This window comes from Billgrantia sp. NRB1 (assembly GCF_056921725.1).
Genome location: NZ_CM167783.1, coordinates 2317132 through 2340933 on the forward strand (window position 1 = coordinate 2317132; position 23802 = coordinate 2340933).

At 63.9% G+C, this 23802-nt stretch carries 26 protein-coding genes; 3 read left to right on the forward strand and 23 right to left on the reverse strand.

Annotation, left to right across the window (positions count from 1 at the left end; translation table 11 throughout):
• Window positions 1–34 precede the first annotated feature (34 nt).
• The 12 genes from motB to ACZIYR_RS10575 all read right to left on the reverse strand — a co-directional run bounded on the left by motB (window position 35) and on the right by ACZIYR_RS10575 (window position 13561).
• Window positions 35–982, reverse strand: a complete 948-nt coding sequence (motB, locus tag ACZIYR_RS10520) for a flagellar motor protein MotB (protein ID WP_483526648.1) — start codon at window positions 980–982, stop codon at window positions 35–37.
• A complete protein-coding gene (gene motA / locus ACZIYR_RS10525) occupies window positions 979–1851 on the reverse strand; it encodes a flagellar motor stator protein MotA (RefSeq protein WP_483526649.1) in 873 nt (290 codons plus the stop codon). The genes motB and motA overlap by 4 nt, the downstream gene beginning before the upstream one ends.
• A gap of 179 nt (window positions 1852–2030) precedes the next feature.
• Window positions 2031–2630 carry a flagellar transcriptional regulator FlhC gene (gene flhC, locus ACZIYR_RS10530; RefSeq protein ID WP_483526650.1) on the reverse strand — a complete coding sequence of 200 codons (600 nt, stop codon included), beginning with the start codon at window positions 2628–2630 and terminating at the stop codon, window positions 2031–2033.
• A 3-nt stretch (window positions 2631–2633) separates the two neighbouring features.
• Window positions 2634–2960, reverse strand: a complete 327-nt coding sequence (gene flhD, locus ACZIYR_RS10535) for a flagellar transcriptional regulator FlhD (protein ID WP_473033728.1) — start codon at window positions 2958–2960, stop codon at window positions 2634–2636.
• Window positions 2961–3272: 312 nt separating this feature from the next.
• The gene (locus tag ACZIYR_RS10540) at window positions 3273–3566 is read right to left on the reverse strand and encodes an EscU/YscU/HrcU family type III secretion system export apparatus switch protein (RefSeq protein WP_483526651.1); all 294 of its coding nucleotides are present in this window, start codon (window positions 3564–3566) and stop codon (window positions 3273–3275) included.
• Window positions 3553–5013, reverse strand: a complete 1461-nt coding sequence (gene fliK / locus ACZIYR_RS10545) for a flagellar hook-length control protein FliK (RefSeq protein WP_483526652.1) — start codon at window positions 5011–5013, stop codon at window positions 3553–3555. The genes ACZIYR_RS10540 and fliK overlap by 14 nt, the downstream gene beginning before the upstream one ends.
• A complete protein-coding gene (locus ACZIYR_RS10550) occupies window positions 5010–5417 on the reverse strand; it encodes a flagellar protein FliT (protein WP_483526653.1) in 408 nt (135 codons plus the stop codon). The genes fliK and ACZIYR_RS10550 overlap by 4 nt, the downstream gene beginning before the upstream one ends.
• On the reverse strand, window positions 5418–5840 hold the full coding sequence (fliS, locus tag ACZIYR_RS10555) for a flagellar export chaperone FliS (protein ID WP_473033733.1): 423 nt from the start codon (window positions 5838–5840) through the stop codon (window positions 5418–5420).
• A gap of 279 nt (window positions 5841–6119) precedes the next feature.
• Window positions 6120–7808: an HD domain-containing phosphohydrolase gene (locus tag ACZIYR_RS10560; protein ID WP_483526654.1), complete on the reverse strand. Its 1689-nt coding sequence runs from the start codon at window positions 7806–7808 to the stop codon at window positions 6120–6122.
• 55 nt (window positions 7809–7863) lie between these two features.
• Complete coding sequence (locus ACZIYR_RS10565; protein WP_483526655.1) at window positions 7864–11847, reverse strand: EAL domain-containing protein; 3984 nt, start codon at window positions 11845–11847, stop codon at window positions 7864–7866.
• A gap of 111 nt (window positions 11848–11958) precedes the next feature.
• Window positions 11959–13155, reverse strand: a complete 1197-nt coding sequence (locus ACZIYR_RS10570; protein WP_473033737.1) for a GGDEF domain-containing protein — start codon at window positions 13153–13155, stop codon at window positions 11959–11961.
• Window positions 13156–13339: 184 nt separating this feature from the next.
• The gene (locus tag ACZIYR_RS10575) at window positions 13340–13561 is read right to left on the reverse strand and encodes a DUF2835 domain-containing protein (protein ID WP_473033738.1); all 222 of its coding nucleotides are present in this window, start codon (window positions 13559–13561) and stop codon (window positions 13340–13342) included.
• Between the two features lie 96 nt (window positions 13562–13657).
• Here ACZIYR_RS10575 and ACZIYR_RS10580 point away from each other — a divergent pair, with 96 nt between their 5' ends.
• The gene (locus ACZIYR_RS10580) at window positions 13658–14335 is read left to right on the forward strand and encodes a putative metalloprotease CJM1_0395 family protein (protein ID WP_483526656.1); all 678 of its coding nucleotides are present in this window, start codon (window positions 13658–13660) and stop codon (window positions 14333–14335) included.
• 182 nt (window positions 14336–14517) lie between these two features.
• Here ACZIYR_RS10580 and ACZIYR_RS10585 read toward each other — a convergent pair whose 3' ends face one another.
• The 9 genes from ACZIYR_RS10585 to ACZIYR_RS10625 all read right to left on the reverse strand — a co-directional run bounded on the left by ACZIYR_RS10585 (window position 14518) and on the right by ACZIYR_RS10625 (window position 21318).
• Window positions 14518–14721, reverse strand: a complete 204-nt coding sequence (locus tag ACZIYR_RS10585; protein WP_483526657.1) for a hypothetical protein — start codon at window positions 14719–14721, stop codon at window positions 14518–14520.
• 22 nt (window positions 14722–14743) lie between these two features.
• Entirely contained in the window at window positions 14744–16324 is a 1581-nt protein-coding gene (locus tag ACZIYR_RS10590; RefSeq protein WP_483526658.1) for an ATP-binding protein, read from the reverse strand.
• Window positions 16325–16696: 372 nt separating this feature from the next.
• Entirely contained in the window at window positions 16697–16996 is a 300-nt protein-coding gene (locus tag ACZIYR_RS10595; protein ID WP_473033742.1) for an addiction module antidote protein, read from the reverse strand.
• Window positions 16993–17292 (reverse strand): type II toxin-antitoxin system RelE/ParE family toxin, encoded by a 300-nt coding sequence (locus tag ACZIYR_RS10600; RefSeq protein WP_473033743.1) that lies wholly within the window; start codon window positions 17290–17292, stop codon window positions 16993–16995. The genes ACZIYR_RS10595 and ACZIYR_RS10600 overlap by 4 nt, the downstream gene beginning before the upstream one ends.
• Window positions 17293–17339: 47 nt before the next feature.
• Window positions 17340–17750 (reverse strand): hypothetical protein, encoded by a 411-nt coding sequence (locus ACZIYR_RS10605; protein ID WP_483526659.1) that lies wholly within the window; start codon window positions 17748–17750, stop codon window positions 17340–17342.
• On the reverse strand, window positions 17731–18174 hold the full coding sequence (locus ACZIYR_RS10610; protein ID WP_483526660.1) for a nuclease/transposase family protein: 444 nt from the start codon (window positions 18172–18174) through the stop codon (window positions 17731–17733). Before ACZIYR_RS10610 ends, ACZIYR_RS10605 begins: the two co-directional genes overlap by 20 nt.
• Window positions 18175–18234: 60 nt before the next feature.
• Window positions 18235–19158 carry an Rpn family recombination-promoting nuclease/putative transposase gene (locus tag ACZIYR_RS10615; protein WP_483526661.1) on the reverse strand — a complete coding sequence of 308 codons (924 nt, stop codon included), beginning with the start codon at window positions 19156–19158 and terminating at the stop codon, window positions 18235–18237.
• 62 nt (window positions 19159–19220) lie between these two features.
• The gene (locus tag ACZIYR_RS10620) at window positions 19221–19577 is read right to left on the reverse strand and encodes a hypothetical protein (protein ID WP_483526662.1); all 357 of its coding nucleotides are present in this window, start codon (window positions 19575–19577) and stop codon (window positions 19221–19223) included.
• 361 nt (window positions 19578–19938) lie between these two features.
• Window positions 19939–21318, reverse strand: a complete 1380-nt coding sequence (locus tag ACZIYR_RS10625) for an IS1380 family transposase (RefSeq protein WP_483526663.1) — start codon at window positions 21316–21318, stop codon at window positions 19939–19941.
• Between the two features lie 216 nt (window positions 21319–21534).
• Between ACZIYR_RS10625 and ACZIYR_RS10630 the strand changes: the two genes are divergently transcribed.
• The gene (locus ACZIYR_RS10630) at window positions 21535–21717 is read left to right on the forward strand and encodes a type II toxin-antitoxin system HicA family toxin (RefSeq protein WP_473033748.1); all 183 of its coding nucleotides are present in this window, start codon (window positions 21535–21537) and stop codon (window positions 21715–21717) included.
• 35 nt (window positions 21718–21752) lie between these two features.
• Window positions 21753–22166 (forward strand): type II toxin-antitoxin system HicB family antitoxin, encoded by a 414-nt coding sequence (locus ACZIYR_RS10635; protein ID WP_473033749.1) that lies wholly within the window; start codon window positions 21753–21755, stop codon window positions 22164–22166.
• A 402-nt stretch (window positions 22167–22568) separates the two neighbouring features.
• Here the strand turns inward: ACZIYR_RS10635 and ACZIYR_RS10640 are convergent, their stop codons facing one another.
• Both ACZIYR_RS10640 and ACZIYR_RS10645 read right to left on the reverse strand, forming a co-directional pair.
• On the reverse strand, window positions 22569–22937 hold the full coding sequence (locus ACZIYR_RS10640) for a hypothetical protein (protein WP_483526664.1): 369 nt from the start codon (window positions 22935–22937) through the stop codon (window positions 22569–22571).
• Window positions 22918–23799 (reverse strand): Rpn family recombination-promoting nuclease/putative transposase, encoded by an 882-nt coding sequence (locus ACZIYR_RS10645; RefSeq protein WP_483526665.1) that lies wholly within the window; start codon window positions 23797–23799, stop codon window positions 22918–22920. Before ACZIYR_RS10645 ends, ACZIYR_RS10640 begins: the two co-directional genes overlap by 20 nt.
• Window positions 23800–23802 lie beyond the last annotated feature (3 nt).

Genomic DNA, 23802 nt, shown 5'->3' on the forward strand with positions numbered 1-23802 from the left:
ACCACCTGGTGTCAGATTGGGTTCCAAGTCACGCTCACTGGGCACGCAGCGAACGCTGTAAGCTTTCCGTAAACTGTTGCACCGGCGCCAGCTCCACCTCGCTCTCCAGGCGCAGGCTCATGGGGCTTGGCACACCGGGCCCGCCGAGCAGGCTGGGGCGACGAATGTAGTCGGCCACATCAGGCAGCAGCACCAGCAGCTCGATGCGCCGGTTGATCGCATCCCGCGGATCGGTATCCGGCAGCACCACCCGGTCGGCCAGCCCCGAGACCCGCAACAGCTTTTGGGGCTCGAGCCCGCCGGCCACCAGTTCACGACGCGAGGCGTTGGCGCGGTCGCTGGAAAGCTCCCAGTTGCTGTAGCCGCGGTAGCCGCCGATGAAGGGGCGGCTGTCGGTATGGCCGCTGATGCTCAGGTAGTTGGGCAGCTCATTGAGCAGCGGCGCAATGGTACGCAGCAGGTTGCGCATGTAGGGCTCGACTCGGTCGCTGCCAACATCGAACATGGGGCGCTGCTCGGTATCGAGCAGCTGGATGCGCAGCCCCTCCTGGGTCAGGTCGAAGCGCATCTGCTGACGCAGCTCACGCAGCTCCGGGTCGGCTTCGATGGCTGTCTCGATGCGCCGCTGCAGATCAGTGAAGAAGCGCCGCTGCTGCTCGCTGGGGCGACTGAACTGACGGGTATCCACCCTTGCCCGCTCGCCGTCGCTGTGAGCCGGGTCCGGCCCACCGCCGGGAATCACCTGGGTGCTGCCGGCACGATCGCCGCCGCTGATCGCACTCACCAGCGGCGTGCTGAAGTACTCCGACACGCCCTGGCGCTGCTCCTCGGTGGCCACCGAGAGAATCCACATGACCAGAAACAGCGCCATCAGCGCGGTCATGAAGTCGGCCAGGGCGATCTTCCAGCTGCCGCCGTGATGGGCGTGCACCACTTTCTTGCGCCGAATCACGATCGGACGCTTGCCACCGCTCTCACTCATTCGCCGACAGCACCCGTCTTGGCGTTACGCACGTACTCCTCGAGCTCGGTGAACCCGGGGCGCTCCTCGGCGAACAGCGCCTTGCGGCCGAACTCCACCGCCAGCTGCGGCGCATAGCCGTGAAGGCTGGCCAGCAGGGTAATACGCATGCACTGCAGCATCTTCTCGGCCTCTTTGGCCTGGCGTTCGATGCTGCTGGCCACCGGATTGATGAAACCGTAGCCCATCAGAATTCCCAAAAAGGTGCCCACCAGGGCATGGGCGATCATCTCGCCCATCTGGTCGGGACCGGCGTCAGCATAGGTCAGCGCCTTGACCACCCCCATCACCGCGGCCACGATGCCAAACGCCGGCATGGCATCGCCCACCTTGGCGATGGCGTCGGCAGGAATATGCGCCTCCTTCTCGAAGGTCTCGATCTCATGGAGCATCAGCTCGTCGATCTCCATGGGATCCATGCCCCCGCTGACCATCAGGCGCAGATAGTCGGTCAGGAAGTTCATCACCATGGGGTCGGCCAGCACCAGGGGGTGCTCCTGAAAGAGCGCGCTCTCCTGAGGGCTGTCGATGTCGCGCTCGATGCCCAGCATGCCCTCGCGGCGGATCTTGCTGAGCAGTTTGTACTGCACCGCCAGCAGCTCCAGGTACATGGTCTTGTTGTACTTCTTGGTGCGCTTGAGCTTGGAAAACACCTTGAAGGTGGCCTTGATCGCCTTGCCGTTGTTGGCAGCGATGAAGGCGCCCACCCCGGCACCGCCGATCATCAGCAGCTCGGTGGGCTGGTAGAGCGGCCCAAGAAAGCCCCCCGCCAGAACGAAGCCGCCAAATACACAGAGTATGACGACGATATAGCCAACCAGAATCAGCACAACCGATATCCTTTCATGGACGCGACTTATCGATACCCGAGCTATCGGCCGGAGACACGCCGACTTGAGCCCGGATACGAAAAAATGAGTGAAAAAATGGACGAAAGAAGCCCCGCCCCGGCCAAAGGCCGGGACGGGGCAGCGCCATGGCTCGATACAACACCGCGCCCCGAATTCGCTCAGGTGCCGCTACGTCGCGCCGCCACTTCCGACATCACGACCCCGCCAGCGCCCGACTCGCGACGCTTCGCTTCGCGCTCGCGGCGCTTGCGCGTCTTGCCCGCACGCGAGGGCGGCATGCAGATTCCGCACACGTAGTCGTGATCCGGGGTATGCGCGTGGGCAACGAAATGGCCACCACACTGATGGCAGGTGGAAAGCTGCAACAGGTCGCTCTCGAAGAAGCGGATCAAGGTCCAGGCCCGGGTCAACCCCAGCACCGGCTCCACACCATCGATGGCCACCTGCTCACCGTAAAGACGATACGCGGTCACGAAGGCGCGCATCCGCTCGCACCCCTGATCCTTCATCAAGCGCCGGTAAATGTTGTAGAACAAGGACGCATGCACATTGGGCAGCCAGGTAATGAACCAGTCGGTGGAGAACGGCAGCATGCCCTTGGGCGGCGACATTCCCCGCACCTCCTTGAACAGCCTTATCAAGCGGGCCCGACTGAGATCGGTCTCGGTCTCCAGCACCTGGAGACGCGCTCCCAGCTCGATCAGCTCGATGGCAAGCTGCACCTGCTGCATTTCAGCGATCAGGCTTTTCTGTGTCATGCCCTACCCCTCCACGACTGACTGCTCACCGCTCCGCCCCGCCATCAGCAGCGAAGCATGGAACCGAGAAAGACCGTTGTCGCGGGGGTTTTCGACGACCTGCCGCAACTGCTCCGCTTCGTCATAGCCGAAGTGACAGAGCAGCTGATTGCTGCGAGCCAGTTGAGCCAGCTGGGCGGCACCCAGCGACTGCAGCAGGTCAGCCATCTCATCATTGATCTTGAGGCGAAACTGGGCAGCGCATCGGTCTTCGTTGAGCAAACGCTGAGCCAGCAACAAATAGGCGAGATTGAGCTCCTGGATCTCCTCCAGGTGATGCATGTTGGTCATGGTGATGTTCCCTGCACGCAAAGGCTGCGTGTCCTTATTTTTTTGCGTTCCGCTAGACGTATGGCAGACAGCATGCGGCAGCGCCGACACACTCCCCACACATCGCCTAACAAGCGCCTACATTCTCCGACTTGGCAGCCTCCTTGCCAACAGACACGGCATCACGCTCGATCCTACCTTCGCATGATGCAAGTCAATACTTTTTCATGAGTTTTCTAAGCCCTTGGCCCGCGGGACAAAAGCCCACGGCACTGCGCTTGACAACTACAAAACTCACAGGGAAGCGGCGCATTTCATCACAAAAAATTACACTCATTCACCAAAGCCGCCATCCGACTGCGCCTCCGAAAGCTCGTACACCCATACCAGCAGCTCGGCAATGACCTGGTATAGCGCCGGAGGGATCCGCTCATCCAGGTCAAGCCCCATCAGCAGACCAACCAGCTCCGGGGCATCGTGCACATAGATCCCTTGACGCCGGGCCTCGGCAAGAATGCGCTCGGCCATATCGCCATAGCCCTTGGCCAGCACCCGCGGCGCATCGTCGCCATCGCGGTAGGCCAGGGCGACTGCCTGACGGCGTCGCTCAGTATCACGCTCCGGCATCGCCCATCCCCTCTTCGTTCAGCGGGCGCGCCTCGACAACGACACTCCCCATGCCGGCCTCCCTCAGCCGCTGTTCGAGACGAGGCACACCGTCGCGCAGTGCGATCAGCGCCGCCTCGTCGGCGGCGGACAGCTCCAGCCTGACGTCGGCATCGCGGAGCCACATCATCACCCGAATGTCGCCCAGGCGCGGCACCTGCAGCGTCAATTCGGAGTGCCAAACATCCTGATCCGCCGACGCCTGCTCCTGCTCCCCCTGAGCCTCGCCGCCATCACGCTGCGCCGAAGACGGCAGCTGCACCATCAGCGCCATGAAGATGCCCGACCAAACATCCCCCTCCCAGCGCAGCACCGGGGATACCAGCATCTCGAGCTGATGCCGAACCACCCCATGAAGGCTTTCATGTACCGGCTCCCCGCCAGCGGGACGCGACCGCGCGGCGAGCTCGGCGGCATCCCGCGAAGCCGCTCCTGCCGCCTCACTGCCCCCCTGGCCACCCGGGGCACCCGGAGCCTGGCCGGGCGTCGCACGCAGCGGCGCGGCCGAAGCGCTGTCACGCGGCGCCACGCCCTCTGTGCCGCCGCTACCCGACGGCAGCAGCGCCCCGGTCGCCGCATAAGAGCCGGCACCCTGACTGGCTGCAGTGGGTGCGGACCCGCCGGCCTGGGCGGCCGCCCCTTGGAGAGGCGCCCCCTGGAGCGGCGCCCCGGCCGCGCCTGGCATGGGACTAGATGTGGGGCTGCCCTGCGGCGCCGAACCTGTCGCTGGCCCCGCGGCGTGGGCCGCGGAAGCAGCGGCCGCACCAGAGGCAGCGGCCGCGCCGGGCGCCGCCCCCGAGCCCGGTGCAGCGGTCGTGCTGGAAGCCGGCGAAGCCGCCGCACGGAGGGCCGCTCGCTCAGCCAGGCTCGCCGCGGCAGGGGTAAAGCGCTGAGTTCGCCACATCTGTGGTTCGCTCTCGAGCTGCTGGCGCGACATCTCTCCCCGGTACCAGCGCGACAGATGCGACTCATAGAAGAGCCCGCTATCGCGCACGCCGGCCTGCAAGCGGCTAGCCAGAGTCGTGACGCTGGGCGGCTCCTCGGCGCCCATCAGGGGAGCGCTGGCGCTCAGTACGGAAGGCGGTGCCGGAAAGCGCACCAGCAGGTCGGCAATGGTCCGCGCCGATGGGCTGAAGTGCGTCTGGAAGGACACCGGCCGGGAAGGCTCGGCCGGCGCCGCTCGCGCATCGGCAGCGTCGCCACGAGGCGTCGCGGGCGCATTGCCGGCCAAGGGAGCGGCCGACGCGCGTCGGCCGTCAAGCCGGGAATCGCTATGCAGCGCCCGCGGGCCTTCACCGGCATCCACGGGGCGCACCGGCTCATTGAGATCCCGCGCCCGCGGCACATCGGCCCGCTTGCCCAGCACCTGGTGGAGCAGGGTATCGATCAGAGGGGTGATGCCACTCACGGCTCTCGCTTACCGGCCGGATCGGAAGGGTCCACGCCACCGTGCTCCAGCGCAGACGCGGCTTGCCGACCATAGGCGCGATGCATCTGACGCTGGCGTCGCGACGCTGTCAGCAGCTCGCCGAGTTCGTCGCGGCGCGCCATCAGCTGTTGGCGAACCTGCAGATCATCGTCGAGGATCGCCTCGAGCAGCTCCCCCTTGCGGGTCATGCCGTCGACATCCAGCGCCACGTCGACGTCGAGTCGACGCAGCCGATCGACCTGCCGCAGGTAGTCGGCCTGAGAGTCAAGGAGTGCATCCCAGTCGCCCGCCTGGGCCAGCTCCCGCATACGAGCGGCCTGCTGTCGCAGACGCTCATAGGCCTCGATGACGCTCTGCTGACCGCCCGGTGTCGCCATGGTCATTCAGCCCTGTGTTCCGGCACTGCCGATGTCACGCCACGCCGAGGCAATGTCCTCGAGGAGCCGTTCGGCCTGATCGAGACTCTCATGATCATCATGCAGGTTAGCAGCCAGCAGCAGCCGGGCAATGTAGTCATAGAGCGACGCCAGGCGCTCGGCGATCTCGCCGCCCTTTTCGCTATCCAGCGCGGCCATCAGGCCATTGTTGACGATATCCAATGCCTTGGAGATCTGCTTGCCCTTCTCGGCGGTATTGCCCGCCTGCATGTGAATGCGTGCCGCGCGAATTGACGCCTGGGCGCCGTCGAACAGCATCACGATCAGCTGATGGGGGCTGGCCGACATGGTGGCACTTTCGACACCCACCCGGGCATAGGCCCCGGCACCACGGCCGCCATAGGCAGCGGCTCCTCGCATTGCAGTCATGGCGCTTGCTCTCCTCTAGTGTCTTGCCGAGGCGAGGCCGGTAACGTGCCCCGCCGCTTGCCTTGGCCTTGCGCAGTCTGACAGGCCTGCAGCCGTTGGTTTGGTTGAAAAGACCGCCGCCAAGGAGGTATTTCCCTATATCGGCACCACAGGCAGCAACTTTAGGCGCTCCGCCGCTGAGCGTGAAACGGCTTTGTGGAGGGAGCGTCCTCCGGTTCGACGAAGTCGCACCCAGCGCTACCCAACCGTTCGCTGAAACCTGCCGACCAAGCGGGGCGCTCAGGTAGAGACCGCCAGTTCCTCCACCGGCTCGCCGAGGCGGGCCACCACGTCGCCGCGTATCACCTCGCCAAGGGCCTCGCCCGGCGGCTCGACGGTATCGGTGAGCTGCACCTGGAAGGGCCGCCCCTGCTGATCCAGGCGCTGGATCCATGCCATGTCACCGCCGGAGAAGCGCACCAGCGACCCGATCGGGCGCAGCCCGAAGCGCTGGATATAGCGCTTGACCCAGCGCGGATCGAACTGGCCGGGCGCCTTGAGCAAGTGACGGTAAACGGCGTCGATCCGCCAGGCCGGGCGGTCCGGTCGATCGCGACGCAGGGCATCGACCACATCGACCACCGCGCTCATCCGCGAGAGTTCGTGCAGCTGCTCACTGCTCGCCCCCTGGGGATAGCCGCTGCCGTCCAGGCGCTCGTTGATGCCGCCCACCACCGACTTGGCGACGCTGGCGGACAGCCAATGGCAGCGGGTCAGACGCTCCAGCACCGCGGGCACATGCCCTTTGAGCTGGTTGTACTCGGCCGGCGACAGCGCCTTGGCCGTCAGCAGCGAAGCCGGAAGGCAGCCCTTGCCCAGATCGTGGATCATGGCGCAGGCAGCCAACGCCTTGCGCACGTCGCGAGGTACCGAGCTGCCGCCGGCCAGCGCCAGCAAATGCACGGCCACGGCAAGCCCGTGGCGCACCAGCAGCGGCTCGCGCTGCAGACAGCGGGTGGCGAACAGCAGCGCTTCGATGTCCTCGTCGGCCAGCATCAGGAGAAAATCGGCATGCCGAGAGAGTTGCACCGGGTCGACGTCGCCCTCCTCCTGCAGCTCAAGCAGCTGGGCATCCAGATAGCCGGCCACCCTTGCCAGGCGGCGCGCCATGGGCGTTGGGTAAACCAGCATGTTGCGGCGCCCCACCGATGGCGCCGAGACGGCCTGGGCCTGAGCCTGAAACAACATCGAGGGCAGACGCCCCGTGCTGCCCTCGTCGGCATGGCGCGAGGCCTCACGCTCGATCTCCCGCACGAAGAACCAGAGCTTGCGCTCCTGGTCGGCGGTCCGCCCTTCAAAGCGAAACCCGACCCGCATGGTCTGGCGCTCGGTGTTCACGCTCTGGTGCCGCGGCGACGCCTTGACGGTAAAGCGCGTACCGTTGGGAAAGCAAAGCTCGACCTCCAGCGGGTGCGGCGCACTGGAGAGCAGCCCGGCCACCGACGCCGGCAGCTCGAGCTGGCAGCCCTCCTGGGAAAGATCGAGGAGATCGCCCTGTACCGTGGCCTCATCGTCGGCCCGCACGATGGCTCCCACCTCCATGCCCAGGCGCAGCCGGGCCCGGAAGGACTCCCTGCGCTGCAACTCCTCGAGATAGCGGGGATACTCACAGTGACAGGTGACCCGACTATCCGCCGCCTGTGTCTCCAGCGCCTTGATGGGCGGGGTACGCACCATCTTGCCCTGCACCTGCCCCAGCAGGCGAAAGCCAAGACCGCGCTTGATCTCACCGGCGACCTCCCGCACCGCGGTGATATCCACCACCAGCGACTCGCCGGTCTCCTGCTCCATGAGCAGCACCGGGAGCGGCGTCGCTTCGGGCTTGTCGAGCAGCAGCGAAGCCCCGCCCGACTCAATCATCAGATCCAGCAGGGATTCAATCTCCGCGGGGCTGGTCACCCGGATAAAATCGTCTTGCACCTGCGCCATCCTGGTCTCATCCACGTCGGATCAGGCAAGCCTGACCGCTCATTCAATTCGCAGCCTATCTATCGGCCGTCGCCTGACTCACTTTAATGCCCCTCGCCGGACGCCGCTCGACCAGAAAGCGCGACAGCTGCTCCAGCGGCATCGGTCGGGCAAAATAGAACCCCTGGAACACATCGCAGCCGTGGGCCGCCAGATAGTCGCGCTGCTGCACCTCTTCGATCCCCTCCGCCACGACCTCGAGCCCAAGGTGGTGCGCCATGGAGATGATCCCTTGGACGATGGCGCTGTCATGGGGGCTGGTAGTCACGTCGCGAATGAAGCTGCGATCGATCTTGATCTTGCCGATCGGTAGCTGCTTGAGGTAGCTGAGACTGGAATACCCGGTCCCGAAGTCGTCGATGGAGACCTCGACGCCCATCTCACGCAGCGCCCTGAGCGTCTCGATGGCGGCATCGGTATCGTTCATCAGGATACCTTCGGTGAGCTCCAGCTCCAGGCACTCGGGATCAAGCCCGGTCTCCTGCAGCGCCTGCTGCAGATTGGCAAGAAAATGGGGGCGATGGAACTGCAGCGGCGAGAGATTCACCGAAACCCGATAGCGCCCCAGGCCCTCGGCCTCGAGCCGGCGCATGTCACGACAGGCCTGGCGCAGCACCCACTCACTGATCGGCACGATCTGCCCGGTATCCTCGGCCAGCGGGATGAAAAGCCCCGGCGAGAGATAGCCGTGCTGCGGATGCTTCCAGCGCACCAGCGCCTCGAAGCCCGCCACGCTGCCGTCATCGGCATTCAGCAGCGGCTGATAGTGCAGCTCGAAGCTGCCCGCTTCGATGGCCTCCTGAAGGTCGTTGCGCAGCGCCATGCGCGAGCTCACCTCATCGTTGATCTCGCCGGTGAAGCACTCCCAGGCGTTGCGCCCCTTCTGCTTGGCCCGATACATGGCCATGTCCGCCTGCTGGATCAACGCTACCGGGTTGGCCAACTCCTCGCGCAGGAAGGCCACGCCCACGCTGGCACTCAGGTAGAGCTCGTGTTCCTGCACGCGATAGGGACGGGAGATACAGGTCAGCAACCGCTCGGCCAACGACAGCGCGTCGTCCTCCTGGCGAAGCTCCGGCAGCAGAACCAGGAACTCATCCCCCCCGAAGCGCGCCAGAGTATCGCCGGGGCTCAGCTCATCGCCCAGCCGCCGCGCCACCTGGATCAGCACCTGGTCGCCGATCTCGTGGCCCAGGCTGTCGTTGATCGGCTTGAAATCATCCAGGTCGACGAACAGTACCGCCAGGCAGCCGTCATGACGCTGCGCCAGCTGCACGTCGTGGATCAGGTGATCCTCGAACAGCGAGCGGTTGGCAAGCCCGGTCAGGGCGTCGTGGCTGGCATGAAACGCCAGCTTGGCCTCGTAGGCCTTGCGCTCGGAGATATCGTGCTGCACTCCCACGAAGTGCGTCACCACGCCCACGCCATCACGCACCGGCGCCAGAAAGAGGTTGTTCCAGAACGGCGAGCCATCCTTGCGATAGTTCAGCAGGGTGACGTTGATCTCGCGACGCTGGGCGAGCGCCTCGCGAAGCTGCTGCACGGCGGCGGGATCGGTTTCGCTGCCCTGCAGCAGGCGACAGCTGCGACCCAGCACCTCGTCGCGGCGATAGCCGGTAATGCGCTCGAAGGACTCGTTGACATAGATCAGCGGCATACCCGGCTCGCGGGCATCGGCGATCACCACCCCGTTGATGCTCGCCTCCACGCTGCGCTGCAGGATGCGCAGCTCGGTCTCCCGCTCATGGCGCTCGGTCATGTCCTTGGCGATGCCGTACAGGCCGATCACGCGATCGTCGACAATGATGGGCAGGTTGGTGAGATCAACGAAGACGCTGTGCCCGTCACGGCGCCTCACCTCCAGCGAATAGCGAAACGCCTCGCCCCGGCCAGCGGCCAGGAAGCGCTGCTCGATGCGCTGTCGGTCTGCCGTGTCGATCAGGGAACCGAAGTGCATGCCGATCAGGCGTTTGAGGGGATAGCCGGTGAGCTCGCTGCAGGCCGAGTTGGCGGTGAGGAAGTGCCCCTCCAGGTCGAGGGAGAACACCGCATCCGGGTGGTAGGCAAACAGTGAACGGTAGCGCTGCTCGCTCTCGCGCAGTGCGCGGCGGTTCTGCTCCCGTTCCACCGCCAGCGCCACCAGCTCGGCCGCCTCGACAATGCGCCGCCGATCATTGGCGTCGGGTTCGCCCGGCTCGCGAAAGTAAGTGGCGAAGGTGCCAAGCAGTCGGCCGTCGCTGGCGATCACCGGGTAGGACCAGCAGGCCCGCAGCCCATGGGCCGCGGTAAGGTCATGGAATCCTCGCCACAGCGGGTCGCTCGCCAGGTCACGGCAGATCACGAAGTCACGGGTATGAGCCGCCCGCCCGCAGGCACCCGCTTCGGGATGCACATCCACGCCACTCACCGCCTCCAGGTAGGCCTTCGGCAGGCTGATGCTGAAGATCCGATCCAGACGCTGTCCATCGCGACTGGCCAGCATGATCGATGACAGCGCACCCGGCGACTGCGCTTCGACCAGGCGACAGATCGCCTGAAGGATCTCCGGCAGCGGCTTGTCCTGGGCCACCATGGTCTGTACCCGCTGCTGCGCCCTGAGGTGGCGCTGGGTCATGGCAAGCGTCAAGGAGCGCTGCGTACTGACCCCCGCCAACCCCAGACTGAACGCCAGCAGATAGCTCAAGGTCAACCCACCGATCCCGACGCCCAGCGGCAGCAGGCCGCCCAGGCTGGGTGCCGCGGCGGCCACCGCGTGCCCACGAGTCTCCAGGGTCATCCCGCCCGGCAGCACCAGCAGCCCGCGGCCGAGCTCCGCCCCAGGCTCGCCGTGATCCTCGCTATTCGTAAGTAGCCGGCCTGCCCCGTGGCGAACGGTCAATATCAGGGGCGTCACGATGGAGCGGACATCCTCGCTGAGCAGCATTTCCAGATCGATCACCGCCACCAGCTGGCTCGCCGCCGGTTCGGGCAGAGGCACCGCTACCAGCGCCAAACTGGGGCGTGCGGGGTCCGGCAGCACCCAGCGCGGATATGAGCCGCCAACGGCCAGCCAATCCAGCAGCCAGCCGCCGTCACGGTCGAGCCACTCAGCCAGGTTCGGCGAGTCGCCACGCTGGCGCCCCCAGCGAAAACGCTCCTGCTCATCCTGCCAATGAAGGGCCACCAGGCTGGGGGTATCACGAAAAATGGCCTCGAGCTCAAGCTCGCGAAACGCTGGGTCGGGCAAGCCGCCCAGCTGTTCCCAGCGCTCGGCCATGCGCACGAGCTGCAGCTGACGAGCATCCATCGCCTGCTCGGCCGCCACCTTGAAATTGCTCAGCAGCTGATCCGCCTGGCGGCGCTGGGCATCATGCTGCTGCCAGGTCAACGCCGACCAGGCCAGGCCGCTGGCCAGCACCCCGCCGGCCATCGAAAGCACCATGGCCCGCTGCACGGCGGCGGCGTTCGAGGGGCGACCGCGCGCCAGCAGCAGCATGGCAGTACCACACAGCAGGCCCGGCAAGGCGGTAAAGGCGGAGGAGAAGGCACTGCCCCAAGGGCTGGTGCCAATGGCACCGGGCCACAGCTCGCCCAGCACGCTGAGCCCGCCCACCAGGGTCACGATCAGGCCCGCCACCAGCCATATCAACCTGGCCCGCGGCGAGCCTACGCCAAGCAGCAGGCAAAGCGAGAGCAATAGCACCACCACGCTGGTGGCGGAGGTCATGGGTAGCGGCCAGTACTGCAGTGGAGAGTCGGGGAAGAGCGCCAGCAGCGGACCATGCAGCCCCATCAGCAGCAGCGCAGCAGCGCTTAGCCAGGCAAGCCCCTGCCACCCCATCAGCATGGCCAACAGCCCGACGCCCGCCAGCACCATCAGCGGCAGGCTGACCACAGGAGGATGCAGGTCCGCCGGCATGAGCCACACCGCCGCTCCGTTGATCACGCCCATGACGATCAGCATCACCGGCACCAGGATCAGCCAGGTCTGCAACGCCATCTGACGCGTACTGTTTGGCATGCCGCCACCTTTAAGAATTGTTGGTGGTATCGGTATCGGCGTGACGTCGCGATACTTGAGCGCCTCCGGCGAGATCGCCACGCTCTGGCAAGCGGCCCAAAATGACCTCGGTCAGGCCGGCGTCGCTAGGTGTCTGTCGGCACTGACAACCCGATTGCGACCCTGGTGCTTGGCTTGATACAGCGCCTGGTCCGCTCGCTTGAGGGCCTCCTGGGGCGGTTCGTGCTGAAGCAGCTGGGTGACCCCGATGCTGGTTGTCACCGGTACCCGGCGCTGCTCATGATCGACGAACTCATGGCGCGCCACGGCGCAGCGGATCCGCTCGGCGACCTCTTGCGCCCGAACGGCATCGCTGCCCAGCAGGATGACCACGAACTCCTCACCCCCATAGCGAGCGGCACAGTCCTGTTTGCGCGTCTGGGTGGTGAGAATGGCCGCCAACTGCCGCAGCACCGAGTCACCGATGGAGTGGCCGTGGCGATCATTAATCTGCTTGAAGTGATCGAGATCGAGCATCAGCACCGAACAGGGAGCTCCGCCTAAGTGCTGCTCGCCCTCCATCTCCCGCTGCCAGGCTTGTATCTTGCCCAGATGGACCTCCAGGGCCCCGCGGTTGAACAGCCCGGTGAGCGGATCATGGGTCGCCTGGCGGTAGAGGCGCAGCAGCAGGCTGAGCTGGAAATGATTGGCCGCCAGCGAGACCAGCAGCAGGCTGGAGAGCAGCCAGAAGGCCTCCACGCCCCTGCCGGTCATCCAGCTGCCCTCGAGGAGCTGCGCGAAGGCCAGGAGCCCCAGCATGGCCAGGCCAGCCAGCAGCGACTCGAGCAGGGTAAAGGGAAAGACGCTCAGCGCAGCGACCAGCAGAAAAGGAATGAAGCCGTAACCCACCAGATTGCGAATTTCGCCGGCCGGCAGCATCAACAGCACCAACACGTAAAACGCGGCGGGTAGCGCCAGCAACATGCCAGCGCAGAGGCGGATACGACGAATTCTGTCCCGGCTGAACATGGCCAGCAGCAGCACCGCCACCAGCCCCAACATCAATATCACCCGCCCCACCAGGGTATACCGTAGCAGCTCGGCGGGCAGCACCAGCGAGTCCACCACGATCCACAGCGGCGACAGCAGAGCAAAGATGATACCCAGCGCCAGCACACGGCTGCGCAAGTAGTAGGCATGGGCAAAGGCAAAATCGCGGGAGTGGTAGCGGCTGGTCAGCGTATCCCGCAGCGAACTCAACCCAACGAACAGCTCATGACTCGCCTCCGGCGGCTCCGCCAGCGAATCCAGCTGACGACTCTGCTGCACCCTCGCAGCGCTTCCTTGCTTCACCCCTGCAGGCATAATTTGGCCTATCGCGTGGCGGGCACCGCATCAGTGTCGGCACCAAGAATGAACACAACCCCTGTCCCTATGGCGCCCATCCTACCAGAAAGCCGCCTGCGACTTGCTCCTCCCGGCTTGATCTAAACCAAATCCCCATCGAAAAGGATCACCCGATCCGCTGAATCGACTCGAAGCGCCCTTCCGGCGAAAAGCGCAGGCGAAAGACACCGTGGACGCCCTCGCGGGTGACCACCCGGCGCAGCGCCTCGGCAGGAAAGATCACCCGGCGGCCGTCCAGGCTATGGGTATGCACCTGACCGACCCGCCCTTCGTAGTGCGCGAGGCAGGCCTCGGCAGAGAGCTCGATCACCACGTCGATGGTTGGCATGGGCACACTTGTCGTTGGCAGCAGGTTGGCTAATACTTTACCCCATTAGGCCCTTGCCACCGGCTCTCATCAGCTCGAACCACCGGACAATCCGCCATGTTTGCATCCACCGTTATCGGCCCCGTCTCTTTCACGCCTGCGCCTGCCCAGCCAAGCAGCCAGCCCGGGCATCAGGCCGACGGCGTGCGTCAGATCGGCGAGCCTGGCAAGCCGGACAGTTCCGCCACGGCCAGCGAGGAAGCCGCCCAGGGCAAGGTGGCCAAGAGTGATACGGCACAGAAGCCCAACGGCGAGACCTTGAGCGAGGAGGAGCTGCGCCTGCTCGAAGAGCTGAAAACCACCGACCGGGAGGTGCGCCAGCACGAACTGGCCCACCAGATTGCCGGCGGCCAATATACCGGCGCGGCAAGCTACCAGTACGAACGCGGCCCGGACGGCCAACGCTACGCCGTAGCCGGCGAGGTGCCCATCGACTACGGCCCGGTACCGGGCGATGCGCGCGCCACCATCGACAAGATGCAGCAGGTCATCAGCGCCGCCCTGGCCCCCGCCGACCCCTCGCCCAAGGATCACCAGGTCGCCGCCCAGGCACGCCAGTACCTGCTGACCGCCCAGCTGGAACTGGCGCAGCAGGCCAACGACATGCACCGTGCCCGTGAGGCCGGCCAGGGGAACAGCGGCAGCGTAACAGTCAATGACACACCGTCACTCAGCCGCTATGACATCGTGACCCGAGCCGCCCAGGCCAGCGGCAGCGATTCGCTACGCAGCTGATGAGCTCAGCCAGCTCGCGCTAGGAGCCTGTCGGGTTTGACCGATCGTCGCGAGGAACACGGATTTCAAGACAAGTTTATCGATCTGATGAGGCGAATAGCGCGCTATTTAACGAATCAGATCGATGAAATTGGCCGAAAGCCCGGGGTTCGCAGCAGATTAGCGTTAAGTCCGACAGGCTCCTAGGCCTCCGGCTTGCCCAGCATCGCCAGCGTATGCGCTCGCTGGTCCTTCACGGCCCGATCCAGAATCGCGAGCAGCTGCCGGTAATCCTCCGGCATGCGCTCGTCCATGCCGGCGGCCTCGAAGCGGTCGATGGTTTGCCGGGTCTCCTCAATGACCAGCTGCAGTTCATGGATCACGCGCTGGTAGTCATGCTGCATCATGCGCCGCTACCCCACCCTATCCTTACGCAGGCTCATATGACTCCTCCACCTCGATGGCCACGATCTGGCGCTGCTCCCTCGAGAACTCCACGCCCACGAGATGGATCGGCATGCCCCGGTCCCGGTACTTGTCTGCATAACCGCGTGCCTTGAGCTGCTCCAGGGCCCGCCCCTCGGGGAGCTGCTCCACCACCTTGAACTCGAACAGATAGAGGTGCCCGAAGGCCTCCACGGTCATGTCCACTCGGCCGTGGTGGCTGGCATCCTCCACCGCCACCCGCACCCCCAGGGCGGCGAAGTGGCTGTAGAAGACGCTGGCATAGTGGCCTTCGTACCTGGCGATGGGGTTGTTGCGATACCAGTCATGGGGAAGGCTGGCGTAAAGCGCCTTGAAGTAGGTTTCCAGCCCCGCAAAGTCTGCCGCCCTGAGCAGGCCCGGCAGCCGCAGTATCAGCTCGTCCTGGGCATCATCATTTAGCCCCAGTACCGGCAGCAGCGCCTCGTTGAGGCTCATCTCCACCTCCTGGTTGGGGAAGCCCAGGCGATAGAAAGGCCGGTGGGGAATCTCCTCGCGCACCTCGTGCAGCGTCAGGTACCCAGTCTGAAAGAGCAGTGCCTCAGTCGCGATATCGTCCACATCGAAACGCCCCAGCAGCGCCGGACGACTATGCCAGGCAGTGAGGGCAGGCGTGAACACGCCGCGCTGCCGAAGCAGCTCCACCAGGAAACTGGGCGTGGCGCTCTCGAACCAGTAGGGGCCAAACTGACGCTTCTGAAACAGCAGCAACACATCGAAGGGATTGTAGACCGACGTCACTGCCTCCCCGCCCCAGCGGTAGCCGTTGTACCAGTGGCGGATCTGCTCACGATCCAGACCCGGCAGCTCGGCCGCGAATACCGCCTCGAGATCGGGATCGGTATAGCCGCAGAGCGTGGCGTAGGGTGCATCCAGGGTGATGTCGTTGAGGTTGTTCAGTCCCGAGAAGAGGCTCACCTTACTGAACTTGGAGACCCCGGTGAGCAGCACAAAAGCCAGGTGCGGGTCCGCATCCTTGAGCACGCTATAGAGATTCTTCAGCCCCTCGCGCAGGGCCCGGGCGCGCTCCGACTCCATGAGGTTGTCGAGAATCGGCTTGTCATACTCGTCGATCAGTACCACCACGCGCTCGCCATGCCGGGCGTGGGCGTCGCGAATCAGCGCCGAAAACTCCCCGGCAATGTCGGTCTCACGCGTAAGCGATACCCCCAGGCGCTCTCGCTCGCGAAACAGCTGGTCGCGGATGCGGACATCCAGCGCCTCGCGACTCTGCAGCACGCCATCGCCAAAGCTCAGCCGGATCACCGGATGGCGGCGCTGCCACTCCCATTTGTCGTGGATATAAAGGCCACGGAACAGCGCCTCGCGTCCCTCGAAGAGGCAGGCCAGGGTATCCAGGGTCAGGCTCTTGCCGAAGCGCCGCGGGCGCGAGAAGAAATAGTACTTGCCCTCCTCCACCAGCCGATGAATCAGCGGCGTCTTGTCGACGTAGTAGTAGCCCCCCTCGATGATATCGGCGAAGGTCTGAATACCGATGGGCAGCTTCTTGCGAGCGGGGGTGGACATGGCGCCTCCAGGTACGACGGTGCAGCAGAAGCGCCAGTGTAGCACCAGAGGCTCCATGGAGGTCTGCAGGGCCTTCTGGGATGTTCTCGCTAGAAGTACCAGGAAAACCCCGGACCCAAAAGGCGATCAGTCAAGGAGACCTCCCCCTCTACACCATCAACGAAGATCACATCCGGCCGATAGCCAGGCAAGAGCTTTCAACGAATCGGCGCTGCCGTTGACCAGAACATGCGACACTTCATTCCGCATTGCGCGCTCCCCACGAAGGCCAGTCTGCGAGTTTCCTCATCCGCACTGAGCTCGCGGATACGGCTCATGGCTCGATTTACCGGTTCGGTGGGCAATCCTGGCCATGGTGAATTCCTCTTGCCGTCATGCAGCCGGCTCCTCATGTGGACGCGCCGTCAAGTCCACGCCCAACGCACGCATCACCGCAAGCATGGTTTTTAGCGTCGGATTGCCTTGCTCGCTGAATGAACGATAAAGCTGCTCACGGGATAATCCGGTTTCGCGGGCTAACTCTGTCATGCCTTTGGCACGAGCCACCACACCCATTGCCCTCGCAATGTAGGCGGAATCTCCGGTTTCCAACGCATCGGCAAGGAACACGGCAATGGCTTGCTCGCTCTCCAACGCCGCTGCCGGATCGTAGTCGTATATCTTATCACTCATGATGCCTCCCACTCTGCTGCCAGGCGCTGTGCGGTTTCGATATCGCTGTGCTGGGTGCTTTTATCACCACCACACAGGAGAATGAGGATCTCGCCACCGCGCTGCTTGAAGTAAATGCGATAACCTGGACCATGGTGAATGCGTAGCTCGCTAATGCCTTGCCCTACGGGCTTCACATCACCTGGCAATCCGTTAGCCAACCGGAAAACACGGGCCGCAATCAGGGCCTTGGCACGCTGATCACGAAGCTTGCGCTCCCACTTTCGGTAGGTATCCGTTTGTTTGATATCAAGCATGGCCACAGTGTAGTTTTTGGACTACACAGGCGCAAGGAAAATCACTATCACGCCACCCGCCACTCGAACACCTCACGCGCCGCTCGCCTGCCTCTCAGATGCCGCGCCTGGCGGGCGATGGACTCGTTGAGCACGCGCATGAACCACGAGACATCCGCCAGCCGCTCTCGATAGGTCGCCGCGCACTGCGCCACGGCCTGACTTGCGCCGGGTGCGAGCCCTTCTCCACCGCGCTCCAGGTACTGCCGCACCAGCAACGGCCCGGTAAACAGCGACGTCCAGCGCCACAGCACCTCGTCGTCACTCCACTCCGCCGCCCGCAGTGCATCTACCCGCACCACCAAGTGGTAGTGGTTGCTCATCACCGCGTAAGCCGCCACGTCGATGGCGAACACCCCGGCCAACTGGTGGAGCCGGTCGGCGATCCAGCCAAGAGCGTCAGTGCTGAGCCTCGGCACGCAGCCGGGCCACTTCCTCAGCCGAAAGCCCGGCAATCTCAGCGATCATGCCGTCGTCCATTTCGGTACGGGAGATCAGGTTACGGGCGGTCTCACGCTTGTTTTTTTCAATGCCGCGCTGTTCACCCTCCCGCTTGGCTTCGTTGAGCAACGACACCTCATCCCGCAGTGCGCGCTCCCGCACAAAGGCCAGCCTGCGAGCTTCCTCATCCGCACTGAGCTCGCGGATACGGCTCATGGCTCGTTTTACCGGTTCGTGGGCAACCTTGGCCATGGTAAATTCCTCCTGCCAGTGCGTGAAGAAAGTGATCCAGGCGCGTAACGGGCCTTCTGGCAATCCCAGGCGATCCGCCTTGTTCAATTCGATCAGGTTCATCTGCAGGATGTTCCCCAGCGACACCTCAGGCTGGCGTTCATCACGCATCTCGAATCGCCAGATAGCTTGCTGACGCTCGGCTTCGATCGCCGTGAATAAAGGGAAGGATCAGTGCTTATCCTCAACGCGCAGCACACGGACATCAGTCACCGCCAGGCCGGTGGCCTCGGCGATCTGCTCATCGCTGAGCACACCCAACTTGATCAGATTACGGGCAGTCTGTTCGGCACGCAGTTGCTCGCCCTCCTGACGCCCTTCCTGACGCCCTTTCTCTAATGCCAGGCGCTCAATCGTATTCACGTAAGGCATGTGCTTTTCCTCCTGTATGGCATGGACCGCCTGGGCAAACTCGGGTTCCAGAGCACGGGGCAGTTGGAGCATCCAATCGATGATGTTGAACAGCAGCACGACCTGCTCGCGGCTGTAGCCTCGTTCATAGAGCAGCCGAATCAGTGCAATCTTGACATCCTTGCGCGTGGCGTCGTCCTTGATCCGCTTGGCGTGGATCTGAGCCATCACCACCAGCGCGAAGACGTTGCTGCTGACCTCCAGCTCAGCCCAGCGGGCTTCCCAGTCAATCAGTTTAGCCGCGGGGAAAGCAAAGGTCAGCGCGCATCCCCAGCGCTGATAGCGAAAGCTCGTGGGCCGGAAGCTGTCGCGGGTATCGGCCAGCACCGCCAGGCTCACCACGTCCACCCCGTAGCGGTCCCGCAGCCGGTACTGGTAGGTGTACATGCGCTCGGCAAAGGTCTCTTCTGGCTCGCCCTGCACTTCGACGTGGATCAGCACCCAGGTCTCGCTACCGTCGCGGGCGTAGACCTTGATCAGCTTGTCAGCGTAGCGCCGGCCGCTGTTGGCATCCGGTGTGACCTGCTGCAGTTCCTTATCGAGGAAGCTGTAACCTTGGCTCCAATCCACCTGCTCATGGATCTCCGGGAACAGCAGATCAAGGAACTCCTTAAAGTAGGCGTCCAACGCCATCTTCCACGGGCTGTCGTGGTCGGTAGCTCGGGCAGCGTCCGTTTCGCACATGTGACCTCCTGTCCGTTGCCGGCAGTGTACCATGGCCGGCTTCGCACCCTCGCACGCCCCGATCACGCCACCCGCCTCTCGAACACCTCCCGCGCCGCTCGCATGCCTCTCAGGTGCCGCGCCTGACGGGCGGCGCAGCGGGCGGTGAGGCTGGCCGGCGTGCCCACGGCGCTGCCGAAGCGCTTGAGCAGCGTGGTGGAGGCAGCGATAAAGGCTTCTGGCTCGATGCCCAAGCGCTCCAGCAGCTTGGGTGCCCGCTCGGCGATGGCACCGCGCTTGTCCGGGCGCTGGCAGCGGCCGGTGGTCTCGACCAGCTCGAGACTGCCCTTCGAGATCGATCGAAGCTGAACGGAATCGCATTGGGCAGCCGCGCCGTGGCATCGAAGGGCATCAGCGGCTGGAATGGAAGGACATCGCACCAGGCCGGCACGCTAGCAGCCGCGGGCGGTGCCGCCTCGCCCTCTTCCGCCGGTCCGGTGTGCTCGGCCTCCGGCCCCAGCGCGGCGATGCGCTCGGCTACCGAGGTGTGTTCGCCGGTCTCCTGTCAACCCGGCTTATTCATGAGGGCGCTGGCTGAGTGGGTTGTCGGCCCTTGTTGCCATCACCGACCCACTGACACCGCGTTGGCAGCGTGAGAACCCGCTTCCATATGCAAAAACAGCGCACCCTGTTGTTATATTTATAGCTTTCAGGAATGGGCTGCCGTCATCCGTGCAGCCGTCACCGTCAGCCGAAGTGGGGCTGCCTGGCGCAGGGATCGGTGGTGGTATTGCCGACAAGTCAGCTCAGCGCGGTCAGCTTCGGCAGCCCCTTCAGCAAGGCAGGCCACCATTTGTCAGCCGCATCGCCGAGGTGAACAGTGATGCGCCGGGCGTGCAGCTTCAGCGTGCCAGCGACCTTGAGTACCTGCTCGCGCATCCGGCTCAGACTCCAGCCCTGCCGGGTCTGGCGCACCAGCAAGCAGCGCAGGCCATGCAGGACCTGATACGCGTAGAGGCTCAGCAGCAGGCTCACCTCGTTGCGGGCCATGACGTCCTGGACCGTGGAGGCGCCGCGATCCGTCGACGACAGGTGCACATTCAGCGCTGACTTCACCTCGCCCATATGGGCCTCGGCGCTCCCGCGCTTGCGATAGAGCGCCAAGACCTTCTCCGGTGGCCAGTCGAACTTGCCGAGGTTGGTGATCAGGAAGAAGGCATGCAGCAGCAGGTCATCGGGGCGCTCCTGCACGACCAGCACCACGCGCCGTGGTGCTGGCCAGGAACCGGCTTGGTACTCAAGGTCATGGCACCATTCTCGAGGCTGTTCAGGCGGTCGGCCGCGGGGCCGCTTCAGGTAGGGCGCCGCCAGTTTTTGAAGGCCCTTGTGACTGCGTAACCGGCCCAGATACTCGATGTCGCGCGCTTCCAGCGCCTCCAGCGTGTCGTTGTCGGTGAATCCGGCATCGATGCGCACTCGAACCTGGGCACCGGTGCTCTCGTTGAGCCGCTTCACCAGATGGGGGATCCAGGTGTCAGCATTCTCTGCCGGGCCGGCGTTGCCCTCGCGCAGCAGGCCACCCACCATGTCGCCGGTTTCGGCCAGCGAGGCGACCAGCGGCGAATAGATCCGTGCGCCATACAGGCCATGATAGGCCGAACCGCCCTGATGGCCGTGAACCTCGATCGGCAGGCCGTCGATGTCCAGCGTCAGCTGCTTGGGACGTTCGCCGTTCTTTAGCGCTGTCAGGCGCCAGACCACCAGCCGCAGCAGACCCTCGTGCACGGCATCGATGTTGTCATCGTGACCCAGGCAGGTGAGCAGCCTGGACAGCGTCGCTTGAGAGGGCTGGTCCTGTGCCAACGGCGTCAGCCCGCGCGCATCACTGCAGGCCAACTGCCAGAGCGGATCACGGCGCAGCGTGTCGGTATCGCTGAGATCGATCCAGCCCATCGCCCGCTGTAGCACCAAGGTGCGTATCTGGCTGGCCAGCGAGTGGCGAATGCGCAGCGGATGGCGCGGATCGACCAGGTTGTCTTCGAGCGCCTCGATCACGCCGCTGCTGTCGAGGGCTTCGCGCAGCAGCAGTGCGCCGCTGTCGCTGGTGGTACGGTGGCTGCTCAGCTCGACTCGGACAGAGCCGTTGCACGAGGGCGTCCAGGTGGATAGGCTTTCACCCATAGCGGATGGTCCTCTGGAATCAGGTTCTTGCCGGAACGTTCTGATTTCTCAAGAGAATACCATCCGCTATTTTCGTTTTCAGGCTGCCCTCATGAATAAGCCGGGGTCAAATAAGTGGGTGTCCTCTCTTTCCTCTCTTTTCTCTTTTGTTAGCTTTGACGGATCTATTTTTACGGGGTTACTATAACCCTCACATGAGACGACATGGAGTCGGGGGTGAAGAGCAGCGAACTGATCAAGGAGCTCGAAGCGGATGGCTGGGCGCTGGATCGTATCAAGGGCAGCCACCATCACTTCAGGCACCCCGCCAAGCCCGGCACCATCACAGTGCCTCACCCGAAAAAGGATCTAAAGAAGGGCTTGATACAGGGCATCAGGAAGCAAGCCGGCCTCAAATGAAACCGATCACACCGGCTCCCCACAGGAGAAATGCCATGTACTATCCCATTGCCATCGAGGTAGGTGATGACCAGCATGCTTATGGCGTGGCTGTGCCCGACCTGCCGGGTTGCTTCTCGGCCGGTGACACCTTCGACGAGGCGATAGCCAACGCCCGCGAGGCCATCGAGGGGCATCTCGAGAGCCTGGCTGAGCACGGCGACCCCATCCCCTCGGCCAGCGCCATCGAGCAGCACTTGGCGAATCCCGACTATGCCGGCTGGGTATGGGCAGCCGTCGAGATCGACATGACCCCCTATCTGGGAAAGAGCCACAAGGTCAACGTCACACTGCCCGACCTGCTCATCAAACGTATCGATAGCGCGGTCGAGCGCCATAGTGAGTTCAAGAGCCGCTCCGGCTTTCTCGCCCGCGCCGCCCTGCACGAACTTGAACGCCACGCACAATAACGCTAACGCGGCAATTCGCTCGTTTTCCTAGGCTCTGTCTGAAAACTGGCTGCGCTCGACCATACGGCGTTAAAAATCGGCTCAAAGTACTCATTTACACCCCGTAAACTCCGTCTTTTCGCCGATTTTTGCCTTGTCTGGCCTTCGCTCGCCGACTTTTCGGACAAAGCCTAGGGCACTTTCCGGCATAGACAGCTGGCTCGCAGGGCCTTGCGCACGCCAGCAGATCGGGTTTCAGCCCAACATCCCCATTGTATGCTCCCGCTGCTGCTTAACGGCGTCATCCAGAATCGCCAGCAGCTTATCAGAATCTTCCGGCATCTCGGTCGCCATGCCGGTAGCCTCGAAGCGCTCGATAGTCAGTTGGGTGTCGTCAATGACATCTTGAAGCCGATCGGCAACTTACTGGTGTTCATCCGGCGTCATGCCCTCTCCGCTTACCACTTGAAAAAATGAGGGCCTGTCCCTGAGGGATCCCCACGCCCCGATCACGCCACCCGCCGCTCGAACACCTCCCGCGCCGGGTGCGAGCCCTTCCCCACCGCGCTCCAGGTACTGCCGCACCAGCAGCGGCCCGGTGAACAGCGACGTCCAGCGCTGCAGCACTTCGTCGTTGCTCCACTCCGCTGCCCGAGGTGCATCCACCCGCACCACCAAGTGGTAGTGGTTGCTCATCACCGCGTAGGCCGCCACGTCGATGGCGAACACCCCGGCCAGCTGGTGGAGCTGGTCAGCGATCCAGCCAAGAGCGTCAGTGCTGAGCCTCGGCACGCAGCCGGGCCACTTCCTCAGCCGAAAGCCCGGCAATTTCGGCGATCATGCTGTCGTCCATTTCAGTTCGGGCGATCAAGTTGCAAGCGATTTGTTCAGCCCGCCTATGCTCGCCTTTCTCGCGGCCAAGCTTCTCACCCTCTTCCAGGCCTTCCCGCTTGGCTTCGTTGAGCAGCGACACCTCATCCCGCAGCGCGCGCTCCCGCACAAAGGCCAGTCTGCGAGCTTCCTCATCCGCACTGAGTTCACGGATGCGGCTCATGGCTCGTTTTACCGGTTCGTGGGCAACCTTGGCCATGGTGAATTCCTCCTGCCAGTGCGTGAAGAAAGTGATCCAGGCGCGTAACGGGCCTTCTGGCAATCCCAGGCGATCCGCCTTGTTCAATTCGATCAGGTTCATCTGCAGGATGTTCCCCAGCGACACCTCAGGCTGGCATTCATCACGCATCTCGAATCGCCAGATAGCTTGCTGACGCTCGGCATCGGTCGCCGTGAACAAATCGAAGTCCAGCAAGTGAAGCCCCACCGAGGCGCGCAGTTCCTGGTAGTCCTCGCCGGTGCCAAGCTGCAAACCCAGCGTGCGCGCCAAATAAAAGAGCCCGCGCTTGTGCCAGGCCCCGTAGCGACGTACCTGAATCTCGACATTGTAGCAGTGCCCTTCCCCATCACGAGCCAGTACATCCAGGATGATGTATTTGCCAGTAAGCTCACTTGGCTCGATATTCGGGTTGAGCACCTCGACGGACGCAATGTCAGGCAGATCCGGTCGCAGGTCGTTGATCAGATCCACCAACAGATCGGGCGCCTTAGCAAACAGACGTTTGAAGACATAATCGTTGGTGGGGTCGAGTAATTCGTTCATGCG

What these genes read in the sequence shown, in the direction of transcription:
- ACZIYR_RS10550 (WP_483526653.1), bottom strand. Translation starts at nt 5,417, where the DNA reads ATGACCATGGCGACACCGGGCGGTCAGCAGAGCGTCATCGAGGCCTAT.
- ACZIYR_RS10595 (WP_473033742.1), bottom strand. Translation starts at nt 16,996, where the DNA reads ATGAGTGATAAGATATACGACTACGATCCGGCAGCGGCGTTGGAGAGC.
- ACZIYR_RS10565 (WP_483526655.1), bottom strand. Translation starts at nt 11,847, where the DNA reads ATGCCAAACAGTACGCGTCAGATGGCGTTGCAGACCTGGCTGATCCTG.
- ACZIYR_RS10560 (WP_483526654.1), bottom strand. Translation starts at nt 7,808, where the DNA reads ATGGCGCAGGTGCAAGACGATTTTATCCGGGTGACCAGCCCCGCGGAG.
- ACZIYR_RS10610 (WP_483526660.1), bottom strand. Translation starts at nt 18,174, where the DNA reads ATGCGTGATGAACGCCAGCCTGAGGTGTCGCTGGGGAACATCCTGCAG.
- ACZIYR_RS10585 (WP_483526657.1), bottom strand. Translation starts at nt 14,721, where the DNA reads ATGATGCAGCATGACTACCAGCGCGTGATCCATGAACTGCAGCTGGTC.
- ACZIYR_RS10580 (WP_483526656.1), top strand. Translation starts at nt 13,658, where the DNA reads ATGTTTGCATCCACCGTTATCGGCCCCGTCTCTTTCACGCCTGCGCCT.
- ACZIYR_RS10645 (WP_483526665.1), bottom strand. Translation starts at nt 23,799, where the DNA reads ATGAACGAATTACTCGACCCCACCAACGATTATGTCTTCAAACGTCTG.
- ACZIYR_RS10590 (WP_483526658.1), bottom strand. Translation starts at nt 16,324, where the DNA reads ATGTCCACCCCCGCTCGCAAGAAGCTGCCCATCGGTATTCAGACCTTC.
- ACZIYR_RS10615 (WP_483526661.1), bottom strand. Translation starts at nt 19,158, where the DNA reads ATGTGCGAAACGGACGCTGCCCGAGCTACCGACCACGACAGCCCGTGG.
- ACZIYR_RS10625 (WP_483526663.1), bottom strand. Translation starts at nt 21,318, where the DNA reads ATGGGTGAAAGCCTATCCACCTGGACGCCCTCGTGCAACGGCTCTGTC.
- ACZIYR_RS10600 (WP_473033743.1), bottom strand. Translation starts at nt 17,292, where the DNA reads ATGCTTGATATCAAACAAACGGATACCTACCGAAAGTGGGAGCGCAAG.
- ACZIYR_RS10575 (WP_473033738.1), bottom strand. Translation starts at nt 13,561, where the DNA reads ATGCCAACCATCGACGTGGTGATCGAGCTCTCTGCCGAGGCCTGCCTC.
- ACZIYR_RS10540 (WP_483526651.1), bottom strand. Translation starts at nt 3,566, where the DNA reads ATGCCGGAGCGTGATACTGAGCGACGCCGTCAGGCAGTCGCCCTGGCC.
- flhC (WP_483526650.1), bottom strand. Translation starts at nt 2,630, where the DNA reads ATGACACAGAAAAGCCTGATCGCTGAAATGCAGCAGGTGCAGCTTGCC.
- ACZIYR_RS10635 (WP_473033749.1), top strand. Translation starts at nt 21,753, where the DNA reads ATGTACTATCCCATTGCCATCGAGGTAGGTGATGACCAGCATGCTTAT.
- flhD (WP_473033728.1), bottom strand. Translation starts at nt 2,960, where the DNA reads ATGACCAACATGCATCACCTGGAGGAGATCCAGGAGCTCAATCTCGCC.
- fliS (WP_473033733.1), bottom strand. Translation starts at nt 5,840, where the DNA reads ATGACTGCAATGCGAGGAGCCGCTGCCTATGGCGGCCGTGGTGCCGGG.
- motB (WP_483526648.1), bottom strand. Translation starts at nt 982, where the DNA reads ATGAGTGAGAGCGGTGGCAAGCGTCCGATCGTGATTCGGCGCAAGAAA.